This window comes from Actinokineospora sp. PR83 (assembly GCF_021056305.1).
Lineage (GTDB): Bacteria > Actinomycetota > Actinomycetes > Mycobacteriales > Pseudonocardiaceae > Actinokineospora > Actinokineospora spheciospongiae.
The window spans coordinates 95,306-118,564 of record NZ_JAJCXD010000065.1 but is presented as its reverse complement, the minus strand read 5'-3'; the positions used below and the strand labels follow the sequence as shown (position 1 = coordinate 118,564).

Sequence of the window (23,259 nt, the reverse complement as noted above, 5' to 3'; positions counted from 1 at the left end):
TGGGGACGCACGGCGCATATCGGCTGTTACCTTCGACTCGCGGGAAGGAGGCAGCCGGGAATGACTCGGTTTCGGCGGCGGGCAGGGTTGTCGACGGCGCGGAAGGTGGCGGGGTACACGCAGGAAAGCCTCGCCGAGGCGTTGGGGGTGGACCGGACGACCGTGGCGACGTGGGAGTCCGGAGAACACGAGCCGCTGCCGCACATGCGGCCGTTGTTGGCCGGGGCGCTCGGTGTCGATGTAGCGGAAATCGACAGCCTGATCAACGAGACCGACCCCCTGCCACCACCGCGCGGTGGCGCCCCGGCCTCTGGGCGGGGGCATGACGTTGAGGAGCAGGTGCGTCACAGCCAGGAAGAGTGGTTGCGGGTCCGGCAGGCGCCCGGGGCACGCGGACGTGAGCTGACCGAACTGGCCGCCTGGCTCTACCCCGAGTCCGAGCGCGCGCCCGGTGGTCACGTACTCACCGGGCCGGGGTGGCTGACCGAAACCCCGATGCCATTCGACGCCGTCGACCTGGAGTGGGCCGACGACAGCCCACCCCACACGCTGCCCGCGCCTGCAGTGCTCGACAGCCTGCTCCCCCGCACCGAAAACGGGACCCGTTACTCCGACTACGGCCGGGCGGTGCGCGACCTGGTCCGGCCCCGGCTGCTGGAGAACCGGCTCAGCTACCGGCTCACCGGGATCACCTCCCGAGTAGGCGGCTTGGGCCTGCGGTTCGGCCGGACGACGTTCTTCGAGGTCTTCAACCTCAAGCAACTGGTGGCCCACGAGTTCAAGCGGGCATGGCTCCTCGCCGGGCGCGAGATTCCGCGGCTGGACGACCTGCCGCTGCGGACAGCGATCGGGAGTCCCTTCGACCCGAGCGCCCTCCTGATGTCACCGGGGATCACCACCCTCACCATCCGGCGGGGCGAGGAGGCGACTTTCGTCCTGCACGAGCGCGACAGCGGCAAGGTGGCCGATGGTGGCGGGCTGTGCCACCCGATGCCCGCTGGCGAGTTCCAGCCGTCCTCCGCCGCCCCGGCCGACGTGGTGAACGACTTCTCGTTGTGGCGCAACATCATGCGGGAGTTCTCCGAGGAGTTCCTGGGCAACCCGGAGCACGACGGCGGCGGGTCGCGGCCGATCGACTACGGGCGCGACGAGCCGTTCCGCCGCTTCGAGGAGGCCCGGGCGGCCGGGGGCCTGCGGCTGTGGCACCTCGGGCTGGTGGTCGAGCCGCTGGAACTCGGGGTGCAGCAGCTCACCGTGGCCGTGCTCGACGCGCCGGTGTTCGACCGGCTGTTCGCGGGGATGGTGGCGGTCAACGACGAGGGGCGGGTCGTCGGGCGGGACGGCAGGCACATCCCGTTCACGGCCGAGGCGATCCGCCGCCTGGACCCCCGGATGTCGGCGAGCGGGCTGACGCTGCTGCACCGGGCGTGGCGGGCTCGGGATGTGTTGCTGGCTCGCCCCTAGGCTGGCGGGATGGGGTGGAACCTGAGCGAGTTGATAGCGAAGCACGACGTGCCGGGCGCGCAGGTCGCCGTGTTGGCCGACGGGGAGGTCCGGGACGAGGCCGCGGGGGTGTTGAGCCTGCGCACGCGGGTCGAGGTCACGGGCGACTCGGTGTTCAAGATCGGGTCGATCACCAAGGTCTGGACGGCCACGCTCGTCCAGCAGTTGGTGGACGACGGTGTCCTGGACCTCGACCGCGCCCTTCGCGACTACATCCCCGGCTTCCGGCTGAGCGACCCGGCCGCCACCGAATCCCTGACCGCCCGTCACCTGCTCACCCACACCGGCGGCATCGACGGCAACCACTTCACCGACACCGGCCGCAACGACGACGCGATCGAGCGGTTCGTGGCCACCCTCGCCGACGCGGAGCACCCCTTCCCGCCTGGCACCGTCTTCTCCTACTCCAACAGCGGGTTCGCGGTGCTCGGCAGGCTGGTGGAGGTGTTGCGCGGCAAGCCTTTCCACGACGTACTCCGCGAGCGGCTGGTGGCACCGCTGGGGCTGCGCACCGTCGCCACCGACGCGGAGGAGGCGATCCTGCACCGCGCCGCCGTCGGTCACGTCGAGGCGGGTGGGGAGCTCGTGCCCACGACGACGTGGGCGGTGTCCTACTTCGCCGCGGCCAGTGGGTCGTACCTGGCGATCAGCGCGCGTGAGCTGGTGGAGTTCGTCCGCCTGCACCTCACCGACCGGAGGCTCGCGGTGCTGCGCGAACCCCAGCTCGACTCCGTGCCGGACTTCGGTGGCGGCATCCTCGGCTGGGGGCTCGGCTGGATGCTCCACCGCGACGGCGTCGTCGGGCACACCGGGGTTTCCAAGGGGCAGAAGGCGTTCCTGCGCGTCGCCCCCTCGGCCGGGGTGGCGGTTGCCGTGCTGACCAACAGCACGCGTGGCGAGCCGCTGGCCCACGAGGTCCTCAGTGCGGTGCTCGGGGACCTCGCGGGCGTCGAGACGACACCTCCACCTGTGCCGCCCGCGAACCCCGCCCCGATCGACGCCGACCGCATGTGCGGCACCTACCGCACCACCCTCTACGACACCACCCTGACCACCGACGGCGACCGCGCGTTCCTCGTCCAGCGCCCGCGCAACGACCTCGCCAGGTCCTTCCTCGGCAGGTCCGAGGACCGCTTCGAGGTCGTCCGCCTCGACGACAGCGCGATCATCACCGCCGAACCCCGGGCGGGCGCCCACCAGGTCCTGTCCCTGGTCGGCTCCGACGGGCACGGCCGCGCCCGCTTCCTGCACAACGGCGCCGCCGCCCACCGGGTCACCTGAAAGGCGCAGGGGCGCCGGGGAATCCCCGGCGCCCCTGACGACCGAACCGCGACTACGGCAGCGGACCGCCCGCAGCCAGGGCGCAGAGCTTGGTGAACTCGTCCGCCTGGAGGCTGGCGCCGCCGACGAGCGCGCCGTCGATGTCCTCCTGGGCGACCAGTTCGCCGATGCTGCCCGACTTCACCGAACCGCCGTAGAGGATGCGCACGGCCGAGGCGACCTCGTCGCCGTACTTCTCGGCGAGCTTGCCGCGCAGGGCCTTGCAGACCTCCTGGGCGTCGGTGGCGGTGGCGACCTTGCCGGTGCCGATGGCCCACACCGGTTCGTAGGCCACGACGACCTTGGACACCACGTCGGCCTTGAGGCCCTTGAGCCCGGCCACGAGCTGCTCGGTGCAGTGGTCGACGTGGCCGCCCGCCTCGCGGACCTCCAGCCGCTCGCCCAGGCACAGGATCGGGGCGATGCCGTGCTTGAGGGCCGCCTTCACCTTGGCGTTGACCAGCTCGTCGGTCTCGCCGTGGTACTCGCGGCGCTCCGAGTGGCCGACCGTCACGTACGAGCAGCCCAGCTTGGCCAGCATGGGTCCGGAGACCTCACCGGTGTAGGCGCCGGAGTCGTACCTCGACACGTCCTGGGCGCCGTAGCGCAGCAGGAGCTTGTCGCCGTCCACCATGGTCTGGATGGAGCGGATGTCGGTGAACGGCGGCAGCACGGCCACCTCCACCTTCGCGTAGTACTTCTCCGGCAGCGAGAACGCGATCTTCTGCACCAGGGCGATGGCCTCGAGGTGGTTGAGGTTCATCTTCCAGTTGCCCGCGATGAGCACCTGCCTGGCCATCACGCCTCCAGCACAGCGACGCCGGGGAGTTCCTTGCCCTCCAGGTACTCCAGCGACGCGCCGCCGCCGGTCGAGATGTGCGAGAAGCCGTCCTCGGGCAGGCCCAGCAGCCGCACCGCCGCCGCCGAGTCGCCGCCGCCGACGACCGAGTAGGCCGGGGAGTCGACGATGGCCTGGGCCACGCCGCGGGTGCCCTCGGCGAACGGGGCCAGCTCGAACACGCCCATCGGGCCGTTCCAGAACACGGTGCCCGCGCCCGCGATGACCTCCGAGTACCGCTCGACGGTGATCGGGCCGATGTCCAGGCCCTTCCACCCCTCGCGGATGTTGGCGGCGAGCACGGTGTGGGTGTTCGCCTCGGCGGAGAAGTCGTCGGCGATGACCACGTCGGCGGGCAGCAGGACCTTGCCGGGGTGCTCGGCCAGCAGCTTCTTGCAGGTGTCGATCATGTCGGCTTCCAGCAGCGAGTCGCCGACGCCGAGGCCCTCGGCGGCCAGGAAGGTGAAGCACATGCCGCCGCCGACGAGGATCGCGTCCACCTTCGGCAGCAGCGACTCGATCACGGCCAGCTTGTCCGACACCTTCGACCCGCCCAGCGCCACCACGTACGGGCGCCGGGGCTCGCCGGTGAGCTGCTTGAGCACCTCGACCTCGGCCAGCACCAGACCGCCCGCGTAGGCGGGGAGCCGGGTGGCGACGTCGTAGACCGAGGCCTGCTTGCGGTGCACCACACCGAAGCCGTCGGAGACGAACACGTCCGCCAGGGCTGCGTAGGCGTCGGCAAGCGCACCGCGCTCGGCCTCGTCCTTGCTGGTCTCGCCCGGTTCGAAGCGGACGTTCTCCAGCAGCAGCACCCCGCCGTCTGGCAGCTTGGCGACCTCGGTCCGCGCCGACTCGCCGACCACGTCGGCGGCCAGCACGACCGTGCTGCCGAGCAGGTCGGCCAGCCGCGCGGCGACCGGGGCCAGCGAGTACTTCTTGTCCGGGGTGCCCTTGGGGCGGCCCAGGTGCGCGGCCACCACGACCTTGGCGCCCGCGCCGGTGAGCGCGCGCAGCGTCGGCAGGGCGGCCTTGATCCGGCCGTCGTCGGTGATGGTGTCGCCGTCGAGGGGGACGTTGAGGTCGGCGCGCACGAGCACGCGCCGACCCGCCACACCCTCGGCGATCAGGTCGTCCAGGGTTTTCACTGTGGTCCGTCTCAGAGCTTGGAGGCGACGAGCGCGGTCAGGTCGGCGAGGCGGTTGGAGTAGCCCCACTCGTTGTCGTACCAGCCCACGACCTTCACCAGGTTGCCGGTGACCTTGGTCAGCGGCGCGTCGTAGATGCACGACGCCGGGTCGGTGACGATGTCGGAGGACACGATCGGGTCGGTGTTGTAGCGCAGGATGCCCTTGAGCGGGCCCGCGGCAGCGGCCTGGTAGGCCTCCTGCACCTCGTCCAGGGTGACGTCGCGGGACAGGGTCACCGTCAGGTCGGTGGCCGAGCCGGTCGGCACCGGGACGCGCAGCGCGTAGCCGTCGAGCTTGCCCTTGAGCTCGGGCAGCACCAGGCCGATCGCCTTGGCGGCGCCGGTCGAGGTGGGCACGATGTTCAGCGCGGCGGCGCGGGCGCGGCGCAGGTCCTTGTGCGGGGCGTCCTGCAGGTTCTGGTCCTGGGTGTAGGCGTGGATGGTGGTCATGAGACCGCGCTCCACGGTGAACGCGTCGTGCAGCACCTTCGCCAGCGGGGCCAGGCAGTTGGTGGTGCAGGAGGCGTTCGAGATGACCGTCTGCGAGCCGTCGTAGGCGGCCTCGTTGGCGCCGAGCACCACGGTCAGGTCCTCGCCCGAGGCCGGCGCGGAGATGATGACCTTCTTGGCGCCGCCCTCGTCGACGTGCTTGCGGGCGTCGGCGGCCTTGGTGAAGAAGCCGGTCGACTCGACCACGACGTCGACGCCGAGGTCCTTCCAGGGCAGCTTGCCCGGGTCGCGCTCGGCGAGCGCCTTGATGGTGTGGTCGCCGACCTTGATGCCCTCGTCGGTCACCGACACGTCCTCGGACAGGCGGCCCAGGACGCTGTCGTACTTGAGCAGGTGCGCCATGGTCGCCACGTCACCGAGGTCGTTGAAGGCCACGATCTCGATGTCGTGGTCACTGGCGGCGACCGCCCGCCAGAAGTTGCGACCGATCCGACCGAAGCCGTTGACACCAACGCGAACCGTCACCTGTGTCTCCTCTTTGCGACTGGGTGCTTCTTGCGAACCTCTTGACCGGGAACCCTAGCGCCCGAACGGCCGGACGCAGGTCAGGAGGTCAGCGGTCTCTCTTTATCGAATCAGATCGGTGTGGTGATCGCCAGACCGATCGGCGCGCGGCGTGGTTTTTGTCTCCTGGCGCGCACCCGCCGCCCCCGGCTCGTGCGCCCGCGCGACCTTCGGACACCGGCCGGCGATTCCCCCTGGACAGCCCCGGGAAACAGCGGAGCGGGGTTCACCGACCCCCACGCCCGGTGAACCCCGCTCCGTCTCCCCCATCCCGGATGCCCCTCCCCCAAGCGGCACCCGAGCCTCACACCAGTAGAAGAGTTCCGGGTACCGCCCCGGATACACGATGAGACCCAGGTCACAAAATTCAGCGACGGTCGGTGATTCCCGACCAAGATCCACCGCGGGTGGACCGTTCGACCCAGCGGTGCTCACCGGCGCGGTTCCCGCCCGCGGGCGGGAACCGCCTCAGGCGTCGGCCTCGAGCATGTCCGGGGTGACCGCGGACTCGGTGTCGGGCAGGCCGAGGTCCTTGGCCCGCTTGTCGGCCATGGCCAGCAGCCTGCGGATGCGGCCCGCGACGGCGTCCTTGGTCATCGGCGGCTCGGAGAGCTGGCCCAGCTCCTCCAGCGAGGCCTGCTTGTTCTTGAGCCGCAGCTCCCCCGCGGCGGTGAGGTGCTCGGGCGCCTCCGGGCCGAGGATCTCCATCGCCCGCTGCACCCTGGCCGCGGCGGCCACCGCGGCGCGCGCGGACCGGCGCAGGTTCGCGTCGTCGAAGTTGGCCAGCCGGTTGGCCGTGGCGCGCACCTCGCGGCGCATCCGGCGCTCCTCCCAGGCCAGCACGCTGGAGTGCGCGCCGAGGCGGGTGAGCAGCGCGCTGATCGCGTCGCCGTCGCGGACCACGACCCGGTCGGCGCCGCGCACCTCGCGCGACTTGGCCTGGATGCCCATCCGACGGGCGGCGCCGACGATGGCCAGCGCGGCCTCCGGACCGGGGCAGGTGATCTCCAGCGCCGAGGAGCGGCCGGGCTCGGTGAGCGAGCCGTGCGCCAGGAACGCCCCGCGCCAGGCGGCCTCGGCGTCGCACACGCCGCCGGAGACGACCGGGGCGGGCAGGCCGCGCACCGGTCGGCCGCGCGGGTCGAGCAGCCCGGTCTGCCTGGCCAGGCCGTCGCCGTCCTTGACCACGCGGACCACGTAGCGGGTGCCCTTGCGCAGGCCCCCGGAGGTGATCACGTGCACGTCGGCGTGGTGGCCGTAGAGGTCGTGGACCTCCTTGCGCAGCCGCCGGGCCGCCGCGCCGGTGTCCAGCTCGGCCTCGACCACCACCCGGCCCGCGACGATGTGCAACCCGCCCGCGAAGCGCAGCAGGGAGGACACCTCGGCCCGGCGGCAACAGGTCTTGGACACCGTGAGCCTGCTCAGCTCGTCCTTGACTGCGGCGGTCATCGCCACTGGTCCTCCTCTCCGGGCCCGGTCACGGGCGTACCCGGCCTACATCCCACCACGTGCCGCATCGCGGTCCGTGCGCCCCTCACCGTTCGAGCGCGGTGGCCACCGCGCGGGCCACGCTGGCCCCCAGGGCCGCCGGGTCGTGCCGGTCGGCGGCGTCGGCGGCGGCGATGTGGTCGAGCCGGATGCCCGCGCCCAGCGCCTTCGCCGCCTGGCGCAGCCGGTCCGGGACGGGCACCGAGTCCACGTCGGCGATCACCGCGTCCACCCGCAGCCTGGGCGCGTGCTCGGCCAGCACGTCGAGGTGGTGCTCCGGGGAGAACCCCTCCGTTTCCCCAGGTTGGGGGACCAGGTTGAGCACCACGACCCGGGTGGCCTCGGTCCGCACCAGGGCGTCGTGCAGGTCCGGCACCATCAGGTGCGGCAGCACGCTGGTGAACCAGGAACCGGGGCCGAGCAGCACCACGTCGGCCGCCAGGACCGCCGCGACGGCCTCGGCGCACGCGGTGGGGCGTTCGCCCCGGCGGGTGGCCGACAGCAGCCGGATGCGGCGCACCCGACCCGGGGTGGTGGCCACCGCGACCTGCCCGCGGATGCGCCGCACGGTCGCCGGGTCCTCCGCCAACCCGGTCACGTCCGCCTCGATGTCCACCGGTTCGGGTGACATCGGCAGCACCCGGCCCGCGACGCCGAGCAGCCGGGCCGCCTCGGCGAGCGCGGCCACCGGGTCGTCCACGGTCTCCAGCAGGCCGGCAAGCACCAGGTTGCCCACGGCGTGCCCGGCGAGCGCGCCGGTGCCGCCGAAGCGGTGCCCGAAGACCGTGCCCCACGGCCCGGAGTCCGGGCCCGCCAGCGCCAGCAGCGCCTTGCGCAGGTCCCCCGGCGGCAGCAGGCCCAGCTCGCGGCGCAACCGCCCGGAGGAGCCGCCGTCGTCGGCGACGGTGACTACGGCGGTGACGTCCTCGGTGATCCCGCGCAGCGCGGTCAGGGTGGCGTGCAACCCGTGCCCGCCGCCCAGCGCGACCGCGCGCAGCGGTCGACCGGTCACTCGCGCCCCAGGTCGCGGTGCACGACCTTGACCGCCATGCCGTCCTCGTCGGACAGCCTGCGCGACAGCTCCTCGGAGATCGCCACGCTGCGGTGCTTGCCGCCGGTGCAGCCCACGGCGAGGGTCAGGTAGCGCTTGCCCTCGCGCCGGTAACCGGCGCCGATGAGCCGCAGCAGCTCGTGGTAGCGGTCGAGGAACTCGTCCGCCCCCTCCTGGCTGAGCACGTAGTTGCGCACGTCGGCGTCGCGGCCGGTCTGGTCCTTCAGCTCCGGGATCCAGAACGGGTTCGGCAGGAACCGCACGTCCATCACCAGGTCGGCGTCCATCGGCAGGCCGTACTTGTAGCCGAAGGACAGCACGGTGACCCGGGTCGCGGTGCTCGACTCGGTGCCGAACGCGTCCTCGATCTTGGCCCGGAGCTGGTGCACCGACAGCGTCGAGGTGTCCAGGATCAGGTCGGCCTCCCCGCGCAGCGGCATCAGCAACTGGCGCTCGGCGGTGATGCCGTCGATCAGCCTGCCCTCGCCCTGCAGCGGGTGGCCGCGGCGCACCGACTCGAACCGGCGGACCAGCACGTCGTCGGTGGCCTCCAGGAACAGCACCCTGGGCTTGTAGCCGCGGGCGTCGAGGTCCTTGATGATCGCCGAGAGGTCCTCGGTGAACGCCCGGGACCGCACGTCCATCACCACCGCGACGGTGGTGATCGCGCCCCTGGCCCGGGAACCCAGCTCGACCATGGTGGAGATCAGCTCCGGCGGGAGGTTGTCCACCACGAACCAGCCGAGGTCCTCCAGGCACTTGGCCGCGGTGCTGCGGCCCGCCCCGGACAGCCCGGTGACCACGGCCACCTCGATGCCCGGTCCCCCGACGGGGGGTTGCTCGTCCCGCACTGTCGCGTCGCTCACTGCTGCCTCTCCTGCCCGCCTGCCGCGGCGGTCGTGTCCTGCGCGCCGCCCGCGAGCGCGGTGTGCACGGCGCGGGCGGTGCCCGGTCCGATGCCGGGCACGCTCTCGATCTCCTCGACGCTCGCCGCGCGCAGCCGCTTGAGCGAGCCGAAGTGCTTGATGAGCACCGCCTTGCGGGTGTGGCCCAGCCCGGGCACGTCGTCGAGCGCCGACGCGGTGAGGCGCTTGGAGCGCTTCTGCCGATGGTAGGCGATGGCGAAGCGGTGGGCTTCGTCGCGCACCCGTTGCAGCAGGTAGAGCGCCTCGCTGGTGCGCGGGAGGATGGTCGGGTCCGGGTCGCCGGGCAGCCAGACCTCCTCCAGCCGCTTGGCCAGCCCGACCACCGCCACGTCGGTGACGCCCAGCTCGGAGAGCACCTCGGCGGCGGCGTCGGCCTGCGGGCCCGCGCCGTCGACGACGTAGAGGTTGGGCGGGTAGGCGAAGCGGCGCGGCTTGCCGGTCTCCGGGTCGATGCCCGGGGTGGGCCCCTGCCCGCCCGCCTCGCCCGCGTACTTGGCGAACCGGCGGCGGGTGACCTCGGCGATGGCGGCCACGTCGCCCTCGGTGGCGGCCTCGCGGATGGCGAAGCGGCGGTACTCGGACTTGCGCGCCAGTCCGTCCTCGAACACGACCAGCGAGGCGACCACGTCGCTGCCCTGGATGTGGCTGATGTCGACGCACTCGATGCGCAGCGGGGCGGTGTCGAGCCCGAGGCCCTCCTGCAACTCCTGCAACGCCGCCGAGCGGGCCGTCAGGTCGCCTGCGCGGCGCAGCTTGTGCTGGGTGAACGCCTCTTTCGCGTTGCGCTCCACGGTTTCCATCAGCGCCCGCTTGTCGCCGCGCTGCGGCACCCGCAGGGCGACCCGGGAGCCGCGCAGCCCGCTGAGCCAGTCGGCGAGCGCGCCCGCGTCGGCGGGCAGCTCGGGCACCAGCACCTCGCGCGGCACCGGGCTGCCCGCCGAGTCGTCGGCGGGCGGGTCGTCCGCGGCTGCGCCGTCGCCGGTCGGGTTGTCGGCGGTCGCGCTGTCGGTGGTCGGGCGGTCGGCGGGCCCGGTGCCGGGTTCGACGATCTCGGCCTGGTCGCCGTAGAACTGGCTGAGGAACTGCTCCACCAGGGCGGGCACCGGGCTGGTGGAGCCCTCCGCGCCGCCCTCCTCCAGCCGGTCGACGACCCAGCCGCGCTGGCCGCGGACCCGGCCGCCGCGCACGTGGAAGACCTGCACGGCGGCTTCGAGGTCGTCGTGGGCGAAGGCGACCACGTCGGCGTCGGTGCCGTCGCCGAGCACCACGGCCTGCTTCTCCAGGGCCCGGCGCAGCGCGCCGATGTCGTCGCGCAGCCGGGCGGCCCGCTCGAACTCCAGCTCGTCGGCGGCCTGCGCCATCTCCCGCTCCAGGCGGCGGACCATGGCGTCGGTCTTGCCGGAGAGGAAGTCGCAGAAGTCGAGCACGATCCCGCGGTGCTCCTCGGCGCTGACCCGGCCGACGCAGGGCGCCGAGCACTTGTCGATGTAGCCGAGCAGGCACGGCCGCCCGATCTGGCCGTGCCGCTTGAACACCCCGGTCGAGCAGGTGCGCGCGGGGAAGACCCGCAGCAGCAGGTCCAGGGTCTCGCGGATGGCCCAGGCGTGCGCGTACGGGCCGAAGTAGCGGACGCCGCGCTTGCGCGGGCCGCGGTAGACGTGCAGCCGCGGGTACTGCTCGTTCAGCGTCACCGCCAGGACCGGGTAGGTCTTGTCGTCGCGGTAGCGGACGTTGAACCGCGGGTCGAACTCCTTGATCCAGTTGTACTCGAGCTGCAGCGCCTCGACCTCGGTCGCCACCACGGTCCACTCGACGCCGCCCGCGGTGGTCACCATCTGCCGGGTGCGCGGGTGCAGCGCGGTCACGTCGGCGAAGTACGAGTTCAGCCTGCTGCGCAGGCTCTTCGCCTTGCCGACGTAGATGACCCGGCCGGTCGGGTCGCGGAACTTGTACACGCCGGGGGCGTCGGGGATGGTGCCGGTGGCGGGGCGGTAGGCGGACGGGTCGGGCACGGCGTCAACCCTACGGCCGGGGTACGACACTCCCGGCCGCAGGGTTGACCGCCGCGGCGCCGATCAGCGCGGGAACGCCCGGATCAGGCGACGGAGTGCAGGTTCCCGTCGCCGCCGATGAGGCAGGCGGCGGCGTCCGCGTCGGAGTTCACGAACTCCGCCACGCAGCGGCCGAGCTGGGCGTGCCCGCGGGCGTTCGGGTGGAAGGACTGCTGGGCCATGTGCACGCCGATGGCGTCGAGACCGCCGCTCACCAGCGCCTGCGGGTCGACCATGAGCCGGTTCTGCCACTCGCTGTCGCGGGTGCCGCTGCACGCCTCGCGGCCCTCGGTGGCCCGCCCGAAGTCCAGGAAGGACACCCCGGCCCGGGTGGCGACGCCGCGCAGCGCCCCGGTCAGCTCCGGCACCGCCTCGGTGCGGGCCCACTTGGCGTCGGTTAGGCGCAGCGGGCACCCGTCAAACCCGTGGGTGGTGGGGTTCATCTTCTCGGTGAGGGGCGAGGAGTACGAGGTCAGCACGAACCGGTAGTCGTCGTCGGCGTACCCGGCCTGGCGCATGGCGGACTTCACGTCGGCGACGGCCGCCTCGATCCGGGGCGCCATGGCCGACAGCCGCCCCGGCCACTGGCCGCGCAGCGCCGAGGAGCAGTCGGACCCGAACGGGTTGAACCACTTGAGGACGCAGTCGATGATGGTGTCGGTGAAGTCGGGGTCGTCGTTCGCGCCGACCTGGAGCACGACCGCGGTCACCCGGTTCTCGGTGGCCACCTGGACCAGCCGCCGCGCCTGGGAGCCCTCGGTGTGGTGGGTGGTGTCGGCGAGGGAGACGTTCGCGGCGTTCGCGCCGGAGCAGGCCAGGTTGACCGCCTTGTCGGCGAGCCGGGTCTGGTGGATCAGCGCGTGCGGGGAGCGGTGGCACCAGTTGCCGCCCTCCCCGTTGGTGCCCGCCTCGTAGTCGCCCGCGCCCTCCCCGGAGATGGCGCTGTCGCCCAGGGACACCACGGCGGTGGGCCGGTCGTCGGCTCGGGCCGGGGTGGTCAGGGCCGGTACGGCGAGTGCCGCGGCCAGCACGGCGGCGGCCGCGGTGCCGAGGGTTCGGGCGGGCAGCATTCGGGGGGCCTCCGGGATCCAGTGACAGCCATGATCGACAGGGTGACAATCACTCAACCAGGAGTAACCAGGTGAATCCATTACCCGAACGGGTCTGACCCGGTGTTCACCCCCGGCCGGGTGGCCGGGGGTGAACACTCCGCAGTGGACGGTGGGCGGTCAGGCGAGGACGACGTTCGCGCCGTCGACCTTGACCGCGATCTCCTTGAGGCCGCTGTTCGCCGGGCCCTTGGTGACCGCGCCGTCGGTGCTGGCGAAGGTGCTGCCGTGCCGCGGGCAGGTGATGACACCGGACTGCGGCGCGGTGACCGTGGCGCCCTGGTGCGGGCAGCTCGGGTCGAAGCCCTTGACCGCGGAGCCGGTGCGGACCAGCAGGACCTTCCCGTTCGGGCCGTCGGCCAGCACGCCGCCGCCGTCGGGGATGTCGGCCAGCGCCGCCAGCGCCGACCCGCCCGCGGGGGCGGACCCGCCGGTCGGGCTCGCGCCGCCCGCGCTGGAACCGGGGGTGTTCGGGTTGTCGACGGTGGAGCCGGAGTCGGTCTCGGTGCCGCAGGCGGCGATGAGCGCACCGGGCGCCACCAGGGCGACCATCAGGCCACAGAGGACCTGGCGGCGGGAGCGCGGCTCGGCGGTCGGGGCGGGGGTCTGTGATGTCGTCGTGGTGGTTTCGACAGTCACGCGGGTGCCTCCTCGGTGCACGGGAACGTCCGGGTCTACCCCCGTCGGTACGCGGGCCCGCTCCGGGCGGTTCACCCGATCCGGGCTTTCACAGGTTCGCCTCAGGTGGGGGCGAACTCCGGGCGCGGGTCGGGGGCTTCCCGGATGCCGCCGGTGCGCGGGTCCGGCGAGGGTGGGGACATGCGCAAAGCACTGCTCGCCCTGGCCGTGTTCCTCGGGGGCTACCTGGTGTTCCGGGCGGTCGCCGAGCCGTTCGTCATCGACGTGTTCGACCCGGCGTCCTACGCCGACGACTGGGGCGGGCCGAGCCTGGCGGGCGTGCTGCTGGTGCACTGCGGCCCCGGGGTGGTCTCGGCGGTGCTGCTGTGGCGCGGCGCGACCCGGGGTCGGCGGCGGTCACAGCCCGAGGTGCACGCGCAGGGCGGTGTCGAGGTCGGCGAGGAGCGCGGCGGGGAGGCTGCCCACCCGGCGGCGGACGCGGGCGGTGGCCAGTGAGCGGACCTGCTCGGCCTGGGCCTTCGAGTCGACCGACAGCCCGCACGGGGCGGCGGGGAGCAGCACCTGGAAGGGGAACACCCGAGTGGTGTTGGAGGTGATCGGCACGACGGTGAGCACGCCCCGGCCGGTGCGGCCCGCGACCTGGTTGGCGGCGTCGTTGGAGACGATCACGGCGGGGCGGACCTTGTCGGCCTCCGAGCCGCGGACGGGCTCCAGGTCGACCAGGTGGATGTCGCCGCGGCGGAAGTGCCTGGCGCGGGTCTCGGCCGCGCGGGCGTCGGGTGCGGGCATCAGCGGTGGGCACCGCGACGGGGCTCGGGGACGGGCATCAGCGGTCTCGGGTCGGGCTCAGCCGCGGGCCTCGGCCAGGCCGTCCGGCGTGGCGGGTTCCCACACGGCGGCTTCGTCGGCGTCCCACTCGTCGAAGGCGGCGGCGTAGCAGTCCTGCAAGCTGGTCTGCCGCAGCAGCGCGATGGCGGTGTGGATCACCGAGGAACGCGTGGCCGAGTCGGCGCGCGCGGAGTACTCGTCGAGGAAGCGCACGTCCTCCTCGGGCAGGCTCACACTCAGTTTCACACCCCCGATGCTACCCCGGGTGGCACCGGGAGGGCACCACCCGGGGCGCTCAGCCCGCCTCGGTGACCGTGGCGGCCCGGTGCAGCTTGCGCAGCTCGCGGATGGTGGCCACCGCGCGGTCGCCGTCGATGGCCTGCACGGCCATCACCGGCACGTACTCGTCGTCGGGCAGCTCCAGCCGGGCCCAGGAGGCGCCGTCGGGGAAGCTGATCGAGCGGATGTAGTCCCACGGGTAGCGGGTGCTCCCCAGCAGGTTGCGGACGGTGACGCCCTCGGCGTCCGCGGCGACCCTGGGCCGGGTCAACCACAGCGCGCCGCAGGCCAGCAGCACGCCGATGCCGACCATGGCCACCTGGTCGGACACCTGGAAGTACACCCCGGTCGGGGTGTCGCGCAGCAGCACCGCCACCACCGTGAACACCGCGACGAACACCACGGCGAACGCGGCGGCGACGAAGCGGACCTTGCGCGGCCGGGAGGTGACGGTCACCGGAAGCCCCGCTCGGTCCACGGCTGCCGCAGTCCCCGCAGCACCAGTGCCGCCTCCAACGCCGCCACGCACGCCTCGTACCCCTTGTCCTCGGCCGCCCCGGGCACCCCGGAGCGGTCCACCGCCTGCTGGTCGTCGTTCACCGTGAGCACGCCGTTGCCGACCGGGGTGCACTCGTCGAGCGAGATGCGGGTCAGGCCCGCGGTGACCGCGTCGCACACGTACTCGAAGTGCGGGGTGCCGCCGCGCACGACCACGCCGAGGGCCACCACCGCGTCGTGGTGCTTGGCCAGCTCCTGGCACACCACCGGCAGCTCGACCGCGCCCGCGACCCGCACCACGGTCGGCTCCTCCACCCCGGCGTCCTCGGCCGCGGCCAGCGCCCTGGTCAGCAACTGGCCGGTGACCTCCGCGTGCCACTTGGTCGCCGCGATGGCCAACCGGATGCCCGTCGCGTCCGGTGCCACCGCCTCGGGCCTGCCCGCGCCGCTCATGCCCGGTCCTCCCCGCCGCGCAGGCCGACCGCCCCGGCGGCGATGCCGTCCTCGTACTGCTCCAGCTCGGTGATCTCGTGGCCCATCCGGTCGCGCTTGGTGCGCAGGTAGCGCAGGTTCTCCGGGTTCGGCCACACCGACAGCGGCACCCGGTCGACCACGGTCAGCCCGTAGCCCTCCAGGCCGACCCGCTTGGCCGGGTTGTTGGTGAGCAGCCGCATCGACTTCACCCCGAGGTCGGCCAGGATCTGCGCGCCGGTGCCGTAGTCGCGGGCGTCCGCGGGCACGCCGAGCGCGAGGTTTGCGTCCACCGTGTCCTGGCCCTCGTCCTGCAACTGGTAGGCCTGCAGCTTGTGCATGAGGCCGATGCCGCGGCCCTCGTGCCCGCGCATGTAGAGCACCACGCCGCGGCCCTCGGCGGCGACGGCCTCCTGGGCGGCGTCGAGCTGCGGGCCGCAGTCGCAGCGCAGCGAGCCGAACACGTCGCCGGTCAGGCACTCGGAGTGCACCCGGACCAGCACGTCCTCGCCGTCGCCGAGGTCGCCGTAGACCAGCGCGACGTGCTCGATGCCGTCGAGCAGGCTGTCGAAGCCGACCGCGCGGAAGGTGCCGTGCGCGGTGGGGATGCGCGCCTCGGCGACCCGGACGACCTGCTTCTCGGTGCGCCTGCGGTAGGCGATCAGGTCGGCGATGGTGATGATCGCCAGGTCGTGCTCGGCGGCGAAGACCTCCAGCTCGTCGCGGCGGGCCATGTCGCCCTCGCTCTTCTGGGAGACGACCTCGCAGAGCACGCCCGCGGGCCGCAGCCCGGCCATCCTGGCCAGGTCGACCGAGGCCTCGGTGTGCCCGGGGCGGCGCAGCACGCCGCCTTCCTTGGCCCGCAGCGGCACCACGTGCCCGGGGCGGTTGAAGTCGGCGGCGGTGGCCTCGGCGGAGGCCAGCAGCCGGATGGTGTGCGCCCGGTCGTGCGCGGAGATGCCGGTGCTGATGCCCTCCTTGGCGTCCACGGTCACGGTGTAGGCGGTGCCGCGGGCGTCCTGGTTGGTGTGGAACATCGGCGGCAGGTCCAGCCGCACGCAGTCGGCGTCGGGCAGCGCGACGCAGACGTAGCCGGAGGAGTAGCGGACCATGAAGGCCAGCAGCTCCGGGGTGGTCTTCTCGGCGGCGAAGATGAGGTCGCCCTCGTTCTCGCGGTCCTCGTCGTCGACGACCACGACGGCCTTGCCCGCCGCGATGTCGGCGAGGGCGCGGTCGATGTCTGGGAAGTCACTCACCCTGGTCCTCCTGTCCGGCGGGATCTCCCCCAGTCTGCCCCGCACCGCTGACGGGCAGGTGTGGGGTGGTCAGACGTTCCACGTACTTGGCGATCACGTCGACCTCGAGGTTGACCTTGTCGCCCGGCGCGCGCTGCCCCAGGGTGGTCGCCCGGAGCGTCTCGGGGATGAGGCTGACGGAGAACCGGTCGTCCCCGACCTCCACGACGGTCAGCGACACGCCGTCGACGGTGATCGACCCCTTCTCCACCACGTACCTGGCCAGGTGCGGCGGCAGGCCGATGGTGACCAGGTCCCAGTGCTCGGACGGCTCGCGGCCGAGCAGCACCCCGGTGCCGTCGACGTGGCCCTGCACGATGTGCCCGCCGAAGCGCTGCCCCACGGCGGCGGCGCGCTCCAGGTTGACCGAATCACCCTCGGCGACCCCGTCGAGGCTGCTGCGCTTGAGCGTCTCGTGCATCACGTCGGCGGTGAAGGTGCCCGCGTCCAACTCGACCACGGTCAGGCAGACGCCGTTGACCGCGATCGAGTCCCCCTGCTTGGCGTCGCTGGTGACCAGCGGTCCGGAGATGGTGACCCGTGCTGCGTCCGCGAGGTCGCGCACGGCCACCACCGCACCGCGCTCCTCGACGATCCCGGTGAACAACGCCACTCTCCTCCTCGGTCGGCCGGTCCGGGTCAGTCCCGGACCGGGACGGCGGACACCCGCACGTCCGGCCCACTCATGGTGACCCCTTCGACGCGCAACCGGTGGGCCCCGGTGATCGTCGACACGCCCGCGTCACCCAGCGCCACCGGTCCGGCACCGAGCAGGGTCGGCGCCAGGTAGGCCAGCACCCGGTCGACGAGCCCGGCCCCGGCGAACGCGCCCGCCAGGGTCGGCCCACCCTCCAGCAGCACGTCGACCACGCCGCGCGCGCCGAGCGCGGCGAGCACCTCCGCCGGGTCGTGCGTGCGGACGTGCAGCGTCTCGGCGGCGTCGTCGAGCACCCGTGCGCCGTCCGGCAGGTCACCGAGTCCCACGACAACCCGCAACGGTTGCCGGGCCGCAGGTGTTCCACCCGCGTCCCGAGCGGTCAGCGCCGGGTCGTCGGCGAGCACCGTGCCCCGCCCGGCGACGATGGCGTCGACCTTGCGGCGCACCTCGTGCACCTCGGCCCGCGAGTCGGCCGAGCTGATCCACCGACTGGTCCCGTCGGCGGCGGCCACCCGCCCGTCGAGGGTGGCGGCGTACTTCCAGGTCACGTGCGGCCGCCCGGTGTCCACCGAGTGCAGCCACGCCCGCAACGGCCCGGCCGCCACCTCGTCGGCGAGCACCCCACCCTCCACCCGCACCCCGGCGTCGGCGAGCACCCGCCCACCCCCGGCGGCCTGCGGGTTCGGGTCGGACACGGCGTAGACCACCCGCGCCACCCCGGCGGCGAGCAGCGCGTCGGTGCAGGGAGGGGTCCGCCCGTGGTGCGAACAGGGTTCGAGGGTGACGACGGCGGTACCGCCCCTGGCCCGCTCCCCCGCCACGGCGAGCGCCCCCACCTCGGCGTGCGCCCCACCCGGGGGCCGAGTCCCCCCGGTCCCGACCACGACACCGTCCCGATCGAGCACGACGCACCCGACGGGCGGGTTGGGACTGGTCGTCCCCCGCACCGCCTCCGCGCACCCCACGGCGGTCCACATCGCCGCGACCAGGCTCTCCTCCACGGCGGACAGTCTGGCAGGGCACACCGCCCCTGGTACACGCGACCGGCCGGGACCACCCGGGTTCGAACCGATCAGACCCACCCGCCCCCGGCCGCCTGCGCGGAGACAACCACCAGCCAACCGGCCAGCCACCAGCAACCTCACCGCGCGCAGCCGCCGACCACCCGACAAGCCGCCGGCCCGGCTACGGAAATGCCCGGGTGGGCGGATCTGCTTGGGTGGGGGAAGCGATCATGTGCAAGCCTGCCCGGGCTGTGGGGCATCCCTTCAGCCCCACTCGGTCACACTGGGCACATGATCGCTGTAGGGGCCCCGCCCGAGCAGATCCACCCACCCGGGCACGCCCCGAAAATCCCGGCGCTTTAAAACAAGACCACCTGATTAGGCCCGACCGAACCGGTGATGCGCGGAAGCAGCCTGCTCCCGCAACGCCCGCACAGCCCGCCCCGGATCATCAGCCCCGTAAACAGCCGACCCGGCCACAAAGCAGTCCACCCCAGCCTCAGCAGCCTGCTCGATGGTGTCCGCGTTGATCCCCCCGTCGATCTCCACCAGCAAGTCCAGGTGCCCGGTGTCGACCAAGTCACGCACCGTCCGGGCCTTCGACAGCACGTCGGCGATGAAGCTCTGCCCGCCGAACCCCGGCTCCACCGACATGACCAGCAGGGTGTCGAACTCCTTCAACACCTCCACGTACGGCTCCAGCGGCGTCCCCGGCTTGATCGACAGCCCCGCCTTCGCCCCCGCCGCCCGGATGTCCCGAGCGATCTTCACCGGGTCCCCGGCCGCCTCCACGTGCACGGTGACGTTGTGCGCCCCCGCCTCGGCGTACCCGACCGCCCACCGGTCCGGGTCCTCGATCATCAGGTGGCAGTCCATCGGGATGTCGGTCACCTTGAGCAGCGACTCCACAATGGGCAGACCGAGCGTCAGGTTCGGCACGAAGTGGGCGTCCATGACGTCCACGTGCACCCAGTCGGCACCCTGGATGGCGGCGAGTCCGTCGGCCAGCCGGGCGAAGTCGGCGGACAGGATGCTGGGCGCGATCATCGGAGCACGGGTCACGGGCACCAGGGTAGTGGCTCGCTCGACTACTCCGTCCGGGTGTCTCCGCCCACGCACCCGGCGGCGGTGAAACCCAGGCGCCTCCTCCGGCGATGGATCATCCGATCAGCACGGCGAACGGGGGACCAGGTGGGCGTCGAGGCCTTCGGCATCGAGAAGGAATTCCTGAAGGACCTGCTCAAGCAGGTGGACCGGGGGGAGACCCAACTCCCCGACTTCCAGCGGGGGTGGGTGTGGCCGGACCGCAACATCGCCGCGCTCATCGCGTCGATCTCGCTCGGCTACCCGGCTGGCACGGTCATGATGCTGCAGCACGGCGGCGAGGTGCGGTTCAAGACCCGCGCGGTCGAGGGCGCGCCGGTCGACGGGGGCGTTGTGCCCGATCGGTTGATCCTCGACGGGCAGCAGCGGCTGACCTCGCTGTACCAGTCGGCCTTTCGCGACGCGCCGGTCGAGACCCGCGACGTGCGGGGCAAGGCGCTCAAGGGCTGGTTCTACATCGACATGGAGCAGGCGGTCCTGGGCACAGGTGATCTGGAGGACGCGATCCACCTGATTCCTGAGGACCGGGTTCGCTCGGACTTCCGCGGCACCCCGGTGCTGGACCTGTCCACGCCGGAGAAGGAATACGCGGCGCGGATGTTCCCGTGCACGGCGCTGCTGGACTCAATGGCCTGGATGTTGGCCTTCGTCCAGCACTCGCCCAACCTGCAGGCGGAGAACATCCAGCTGTGGCAGCGGTTCCACGAAGCCGTCGTGCAGCGCTTCGACAAGTACCAGCTACCGGTGATCGAACTGGGCAGGTCGACCCCCAGGCAGGCGGTGTGCCAGGTCTTCGAGAAGGTGAACACCGGCGGCGTCACCTTGACGGTCTTCGAACTGCTCACGGCGACGTTCGCCGCGGATGACTTCGACCTGCGCGAGAATTGGGACGGGCAGCGGGCTTCGTGGGCCGACGGCAAGTACCGGATCCTGCGCGAGGTCGCCAACACCGATTTCCTGCAGGCGGTCACCCTGCTTGCCACCCATGAGCGCCACGTCGCGGCGGTGCAGTCCGGGCGGGATGTGGCCCAGGCCCCGCGTGTCGGGTGCAGGCGGTCGGACATGCTGAACCTGACCGTCGCCGAGTACCGCAAGTGGGCCCCGCAGGTCGCGGACGGCCTGCGGGCCACCGCCAGGTTCCTCCACTCCCAGCGCATCTACGACACCAAGTTCCTGCCCTACGGCAGCCAGTTGATACCGCTGGCGGCGGTGTTCGCGCTGCTGGACAAGCAGGCGGAGACCGCAGGCGCCCGGGACAAGATCTCCCGCTGGTACTGGTCCGGTGTGCTCGACGAAGCCTACAGCGGCACGACGGAGACCCGCTTCGCCCGCGACGTGCCGGAACTGGTCGCCTGGATCACGGGGAACGGCTCGGAACCGCGCACGGTGCGCGAGGCGCAGTTCTTCTCGTCCCGCCTGTGGACGCTCAGGACCCGCGGCTCAGCCGCGTACAAGGGTCTCTACGCCCTGCTCTTGCAGGCGGGCCCCGTCGACTGGGGCACCGGTTCCGCGATGGCGGACGAGAACTACTTCGACAACGCGGTCGACATCCACCACATCTTTCCGCGGGCGTGGTGCGAGAAGGAGGAACTCCCCCCGGAGGACTACAACTCGATCGTGAACAAGACCCCGCTGACCGCGCGCACCAACCGCCTGATCGGTGGCCGCGCCCCGTCCGCCTACCTGCGGAGCCTGGCCAAGTCGGCCAGGACCACCGAGGAGGGCCTCGAGGAGAGCGTGTCGTCCCACGTCATCAACCCCCGGACGCTCCGGGAAGATGATTTCTACGGCATGCTGCGGGCGCGGGAAGAGGGGATCCTCGACCTCGTCGACAAGGCCATGGGCAAACCGGCGCAACGTGACACCGAGTGGTGAGGCCGTGTCAGTCGCCGGGCTCACCGAAGCGGGCGATGCGGCGCCAGGGACGTTGAGGAACCGGGGTCGTGGTCGCTCTCTGCCGGAACGGGCGACCCGGGGGCGGACACCGCGATGGGTCCGCCCCCTGGGTCAGGCCGGGAGGATGCCGTCGAGGCGGCCGGTCGGGGGGCGGGTGCGGGCCAACTCCAGGGCTGTGTCGACCAGTTCGGTGCGGTCGAGGGTGGCGACCTCCGCCAGGGGGACCCAGGCCGCCATGTCGGTGGAGCCGCCCTCCTCGAAGCGGAGTTCGCCGCCCGCGATGGTGGCGGCGTAGATGACGCGGAGGCCGTGCCAGTCGGTGTCGGCGAGGGCGCCGGGGAGGTTGCGGCGGATGGAGTCGACGCCCAGCAGGGAGTCGACGGTGACCTGGTAGCCGGTTTCCTCGTACACCTCGCGGACGGCGGCGTCGAGGGGGTCCTCGCCGTGGTCGAGGCCGCCGCCGGGGAGAGTCCAGCGCTTGCCGCTGGGGCCGACCCAGCGGGCCAGGAGCACCTCTTCGTTCTCCAGGCAGACGGCGTACGCGGCGACGCGCAGCGACCGGCGGCTCATGCGCCGATCCGGCGGCGGACCTTGCGCCGGATCTCGTCGGGCATGCCGTCGATGTCCAGGCGCGGCAGCAGTTCCGGTTCCAGGGTGGTCGCGCGGAAGGTGAGGGCGATGGTGATGCCGTGGCCGGGGCGCTGCTCGACGACGATCGGGTCGCCCGCGCGGACCGCGCCCGGCCGCAGGACCCGCAGGTAGGCGCCGGGCAGGGCGCGCTGGGTGAACGTCTTCATCCACCCCCGCTCGTCGAGCCACACCGCGAAGGTGCGGCACGGGATGCGCGGGGTGGTGACCTGGAGCACCAGGTCGTCGCCGACCCGCCAGACTTCGCCGACCTCGGCGGCGTTGACGTCGATGCCGGTGGTGGTCAGGTTCTCGCCGAACTGCCCGTCGGTCAGCGGCCTGCCCAGTTCCTCCGCCCAGCGGTCCAGGTCCTCCCTGGCGTAGGCGTAGACGGCCTGGTCGGGTCCGCCGTGGTTGGCGACGTCGCAGATCTCGTCGCCCGCGAGGCCGCTGGCGCCGGGTCCGGGGGCGGTGACGGCCACCGGGCCGGTCACCGGCCGCTTGTCGATGCCGCTGCGCCCCGCCTTCGCCTCGATGGGGAAGGACTTGCCGACGTTCACCGTCCGCACCCGTGCCTGGTCCATGGGACCGAACCTACCGGGCCGCGGGATGATCGCGACATGGGTTTCGCGGTGCGCGCCGACGACGGGTGCGGGTTGTGGGCGGTGGCGACCGGGGTGGGCGACCCGGTGGTCTGCTGCCACGGCGGTCCGGGCCTGTGGGACATGTTCGACGCGGTGGCGCTGCCAGGTCGGGTGGTGCGCTGGGACCAGCGCGGCGGCGGGCGCTCGCAGCGGCGCGGGCCGTTCACCACCGCCCGGTTCGTCGCCGACCTCGACGACGTGCGGGCGCACTTCGGGTTCGCCGCGACCGCGCTGCTCGGCCACTCGTGGGGCGCCGACCTGGCCCTGCGCCACGCACTGGCCCACCCGCACCGGGTGACCGGACTGGTCTACCTGGCCGGGGTGGGCCTGTCCCCCGGCTGGCACGCCGAGTTCACCGCCAACTTCCGCGCCCGGCTCGGCGACGACCTCGCCGCGTGGACCCGGCTGCGGGAGCGGGAGCGCACCGAGGACGAGGAGCGCGAGCTGGCCGTCCTGCAGTGGACCGCCGACTTCGCCGACCGGGACCGCGCCCGCGCGCACGCCGAGACCATGGCCACCCCGTGGTTCCCGATCAATTACGAGGTCAACGCCGCGGTCGGCCGCGACGGTGACCAGGCCGACCTGCTCGCCGCGTGCGCGGACCTCGCCGTCCCCGTGCTGGTCGTCGACGGCAGGCACGACATCCGCCCGCGCTGGGCGGTGGACTCCCTGGTCGAGGCGCTGCCGAACGCCACCCGGGTCACCCTCGACACCGGGCACGTCCCCTGGCTGGGGCGGCCGGAGGAGTTCACCGAGGTCGTCGGCGGGTTCCTGGAAGACCTCGGGTCCGGCGCGGACGCCGGACCCGAGGGGTGAAGCGGCACCGA

Annotated in this window: 24 protein-coding genes; 5 read left to right on the top strand and 19 right to left on the bottom strand. The window is 72.6% G+C overall.

The annotated features are described in order from the left end of the window. Positions 1 to 105 precede the first annotated feature (105 nt). Together L6E12_RS22030 and L6E12_RS22025 are read left to right on the top strand one after the other, a co-directional pair. Positions 106 to 1,464 (top strand): helix-turn-helix domain-containing protein, encoded by a 1,359-nt coding sequence (locus L6E12_RS22030; protein ID WP_236229812.1) that lies wholly within the window; start codon positions 106 to 108, stop codon positions 1,462 to 1,464. Between the two features lie 9 nt (positions 1,465 to 1,473). After that, complete coding sequence (locus L6E12_RS22025; protein ID WP_236229811.1) at positions 1,474 to 2,784, top strand: serine hydrolase; 1,311 nt, start codon at positions 1,474 to 1,476, stop codon at positions 2,782 to 2,784. Between the two features lie 52 nt (positions 2,785 to 2,836). Here L6E12_RS22025 and tpiA read toward each other — a convergent pair whose 3' ends face one another. From tpiA to L6E12_RS21980, 9 genes are all read right to left on the bottom strand, one after another. After that, positions 2,837 to 3,622 (bottom strand): triose-phosphate isomerase, encoded by a 786-nt coding sequence (gene tpiA, locus L6E12_RS22020; protein ID WP_236229810.1) that lies wholly within the window; start codon positions 3,620 to 3,622, stop codon positions 2,837 to 2,839. Next, positions 3,622 to 4,809, bottom strand: a complete 1,188-nt coding sequence (pgk, locus tag L6E12_RS22015) for a phosphoglycerate kinase (protein WP_236229809.1) — start codon at positions 4,807 to 4,809, stop codon at positions 3,622 to 3,624. Before pgk ends, tpiA begins: the two co-directional genes overlap by 1 nt. A gap of 11 nt (positions 4,810 to 4,820) precedes the next feature. Next, a complete protein-coding gene (gene gap / locus L6E12_RS22010) occupies positions 4,821 to 5,825 on the bottom strand; it encodes a type I glyceraldehyde-3-phosphate dehydrogenase (protein WP_236229808.1) in 1,005 nt (334 codons plus the stop codon). A gap of 507 nt (positions 5,826 to 6,332) precedes the next feature. After that, the gene (whiA, locus tag L6E12_RS22005; RefSeq protein WP_035287665.1) at positions 6,333 to 7,319 is read right to left on the bottom strand and encodes a DNA-binding protein WhiA; all 987 of its coding nucleotides are present in this window, start codon (positions 7,317 to 7,319) and stop codon (positions 6,333 to 6,335) included. 79 nt (positions 7,320 to 7,398) lie between these two features. Beyond that, a complete protein-coding gene (gene yvcK / locus L6E12_RS22000; RefSeq protein WP_236229862.1) occupies positions 7,399 to 8,349 on the bottom strand; it encodes a uridine diphosphate-N-acetylglucosamine-binding protein YvcK in 951 nt (316 codons plus the stop codon). Between the two features lie 11 nt (positions 8,350 to 8,360). Next, entirely contained in the window at positions 8,361 to 9,269 is a 909-nt protein-coding gene (rapZ, locus tag L6E12_RS21995; protein WP_035287664.1) for an RNase adapter RapZ, read from the bottom strand. Further along, entirely contained in the window at positions 9,266 to 11,341 is a 2,076-nt protein-coding gene (gene uvrC, locus L6E12_RS21990) for an excinuclease ABC subunit UvrC (RefSeq protein ID WP_236229807.1), read from the bottom strand. The genes rapZ and uvrC overlap by 4 nt, the downstream gene beginning before the upstream one ends. Positions 11,342 to 11,424: 83 nt before the next feature. After that, on the bottom strand, positions 11,425 to 12,450 hold the full coding sequence (locus tag L6E12_RS21985; protein ID WP_236229806.1) for a GDSL-type esterase/lipase family protein: 1,026 nt from the start codon (positions 12,448 to 12,450) through the stop codon (positions 11,425 to 11,427). A 159-nt stretch (positions 12,451 to 12,609) separates the two neighbouring features. After that, complete coding sequence (locus L6E12_RS21980; protein WP_236229805.1) at positions 12,610 to 13,128, bottom strand: Rieske (2Fe-2S) protein; 519 nt, start codon at positions 13,126 to 13,128, stop codon at positions 12,610 to 12,612. A gap of 180 nt (positions 13,129 to 13,308) precedes the next feature. On the opposite strand from L6E12_RS21980, the gene L6E12_RS21975 reads away from it, so the two are divergent. Then, positions 13,309 to 13,623 carry a hypothetical protein gene (locus L6E12_RS21975; RefSeq protein ID WP_236229804.1) on the top strand — a complete coding sequence of 105 codons (315 nt, stop codon included), beginning with the start codon at positions 13,309 to 13,311 and terminating at the stop codon, positions 13,621 to 13,623. Here the strand turns inward: L6E12_RS21975 and L6E12_RS21970 are convergent. The 8 genes from L6E12_RS21970 to rpe form a co-directional block, all read right to left on the bottom strand. After that, positions 13,525 to 13,917 (bottom strand): type II toxin-antitoxin system PemK/MazF family toxin, encoded by a 393-nt coding sequence (locus tag L6E12_RS21970; RefSeq protein ID WP_236229803.1) that lies wholly within the window; start codon positions 13,915 to 13,917, stop codon positions 13,525 to 13,527. The two genes, L6E12_RS21975 and L6E12_RS21970, sit on opposite strands and share 99 nt — an antisense overlap. 57 nt (positions 13,918 to 13,974) lie before the next feature. Further along, positions 13,975 to 14,202, bottom strand: a complete 228-nt coding sequence (locus tag L6E12_RS21965) for a ribbon-helix-helix domain-containing protein (protein WP_236229802.1) — start codon at positions 14,200 to 14,202, stop codon at positions 13,975 to 13,977. A 49-nt stretch (positions 14,203 to 14,251) separates the two neighbouring features. Further along, the gene (locus tag L6E12_RS21960; protein ID WP_236229801.1) at positions 14,252 to 14,692 is read right to left on the bottom strand and encodes a PH domain-containing protein; all 441 of its coding nucleotides are present in this window, start codon (positions 14,690 to 14,692) and stop codon (positions 14,252 to 14,254) included. Continuing rightward, positions 14,689 to 15,186, bottom strand: coding sequence for a 6,7-dimethyl-8-ribityllumazine synthase (gene ribH, locus L6E12_RS21955; protein ID WP_035287657.1), 498 nt, complete (start codon positions 15,184 to 15,186; stop codon positions 14,689 to 14,691). The genes L6E12_RS21960 and ribH overlap by 4 nt, the downstream gene beginning before the upstream one ends. Continuing rightward, entirely contained in the window at positions 15,183 to 16,460 is a 1,278-nt protein-coding gene (locus L6E12_RS21950) for a bifunctional 3,4-dihydroxy-2-butanone-4-phosphate synthase/GTP cyclohydrolase II (RefSeq protein ID WP_236229800.1), read from the bottom strand. Before L6E12_RS21950 ends, ribH begins: the two co-directional genes overlap by 4 nt. Continuing rightward, a complete protein-coding gene (locus tag L6E12_RS21945; RefSeq protein ID WP_236229861.1) occupies positions 16,453 to 17,106 on the bottom strand; it encodes a riboflavin synthase in 654 nt (217 codons plus the stop codon). The genes L6E12_RS21950 and L6E12_RS21945 overlap by 8 nt, the downstream gene beginning before the upstream one ends. 32 nt (positions 17,107 to 17,138) lie before the next feature. Then, positions 17,139 to 18,134 (bottom strand): bifunctional diaminohydroxyphosphoribosylaminopyrimidine deaminase/5-amino-6-(5-phosphoribosylamino)uracil reductase RibD, encoded by a 996-nt coding sequence (gene ribD, locus L6E12_RS21940; RefSeq protein ID WP_236229860.1) that lies wholly within the window; start codon positions 18,132 to 18,134, stop codon positions 17,139 to 17,141. 405 nt (positions 18,135 to 18,539) lie between these two features. After that, on the bottom strand, positions 18,540 to 19,208 hold the full coding sequence (rpe, locus tag L6E12_RS21935) for a ribulose-phosphate 3-epimerase (protein ID WP_240013396.1): 669 nt from the start codon (positions 19,206 to 19,208) through the stop codon (positions 18,540 to 18,542). 144 nt (positions 19,209 to 19,352) lie between these two features. Between rpe and L6E12_RS21930 the strand changes: the two genes are divergently transcribed. Next, positions 19,353 to 21,140 (top strand): DUF262 domain-containing protein, encoded by a 1,788-nt coding sequence (locus tag L6E12_RS21930; protein ID WP_236229798.1) that lies wholly within the window; start codon positions 19,353 to 19,355, stop codon positions 21,138 to 21,140. 132 nt (positions 21,141 to 21,272) lie between these two features. On the opposite strand, the gene L6E12_RS21925 is transcribed toward L6E12_RS21930, so the two are convergent. Together L6E12_RS21925 and L6E12_RS21920 are read right to left on the bottom strand one after the other, a co-directional pair. After that, positions 21,273 to 21,731 (bottom strand): NUDIX hydrolase, encoded by a 459-nt coding sequence (locus L6E12_RS21925; RefSeq protein ID WP_236229797.1) that lies wholly within the window; start codon positions 21,729 to 21,731, stop codon positions 21,273 to 21,275. Beyond that, positions 21,728 to 22,372 carry an MOSC domain-containing protein gene (locus L6E12_RS21920; protein ID WP_236229796.1) on the bottom strand — a complete coding sequence of 215 codons (645 nt, stop codon included), beginning with the start codon at positions 22,370 to 22,372 and terminating at the stop codon, positions 21,728 to 21,730. Before L6E12_RS21920 ends, L6E12_RS21925 begins: the two co-directional genes overlap by 4 nt. Positions 22,373 to 22,408: 36 nt before the next feature. Here L6E12_RS21920 and L6E12_RS21915 point away from each other — a divergent pair, with 36 nt between their 5' ends. Continuing rightward, positions 22,409 to 23,248, top strand: coding sequence for an alpha/beta fold hydrolase (locus tag L6E12_RS21915; protein ID WP_236229795.1), 840 nt, complete (start codon positions 22,409 to 22,411; stop codon positions 23,246 to 23,248). Positions 23,249 to 23,259 lie beyond the last annotated feature (11 nt).

Coding starts and splice junctions, on each gene's coding strand:
- rpe (WP_240013396.1), bottom strand. CDS start 19,208: ATGATCGCGCCCAGCATCCTGTCCGCCGACTTCGCCCGGCTGGCCGAC.
- tpiA (WP_236229810.1), bottom strand. CDS start 3,622: ATGGCCAGGCAGGTGCTCATCGCGGGCAACTGGAAGATGAACCTCAAC.
- ribH (WP_035287657.1), bottom strand. CDS start 15,186: ATGAGCGGCGCGGGCAGGCCCGAGGCGGTGGCACCGGACGCGACGGGC.
- L6E12_RS21975 (WP_236229804.1), top strand. CDS start 13,309: ATGCGCAAAGCACTGCTCGCCCTGGCCGTGTTCCTCGGGGGCTACCTG.
- L6E12_RS22025 (WP_236229811.1), top strand. CDS start 1,474: ATGGGGTGGAACCTGAGCGAGTTGATAGCGAAGCACGACGTGCCGGGC.
- L6E12_RS21985 (WP_236229806.1), bottom strand. CDS start 12,450: ATGCTGCCCGCCCGAACCCTCGGCACCGCGGCCGCCGCCGTGCTGGCC.
- L6E12_RS21915 (WP_236229795.1), top strand. CDS start 22,409: ATGGGTTTCGCGGTGCGCGCCGACGACGGGTGCGGGTTGTGGGCGGTG.
- L6E12_RS21925 (WP_236229797.1), bottom strand. CDS start 21,731: ATGAGCCGCCGGTCGCTGCGCGTCGCCGCGTACGCCGTCTGCCTGGAG.
- L6E12_RS21970 (WP_236229803.1), bottom strand. CDS start 13,917: ATGCCCGCACCCGACGCCCGCGCGGCCGAGACCCGCGCCAGGCACTTC.
- L6E12_RS21920 (WP_236229796.1), bottom strand. CDS start 22,372: ATGGACCAGGCACGGGTGCGGACGGTGAACGTCGGCAAGTCCTTCCCC.
- ribD (WP_236229860.1), bottom strand. CDS start 18,134: ATGTGGACCGCCGTGGGGTGCGCGGAGGCGGTGCGGGGGACGACCAGT.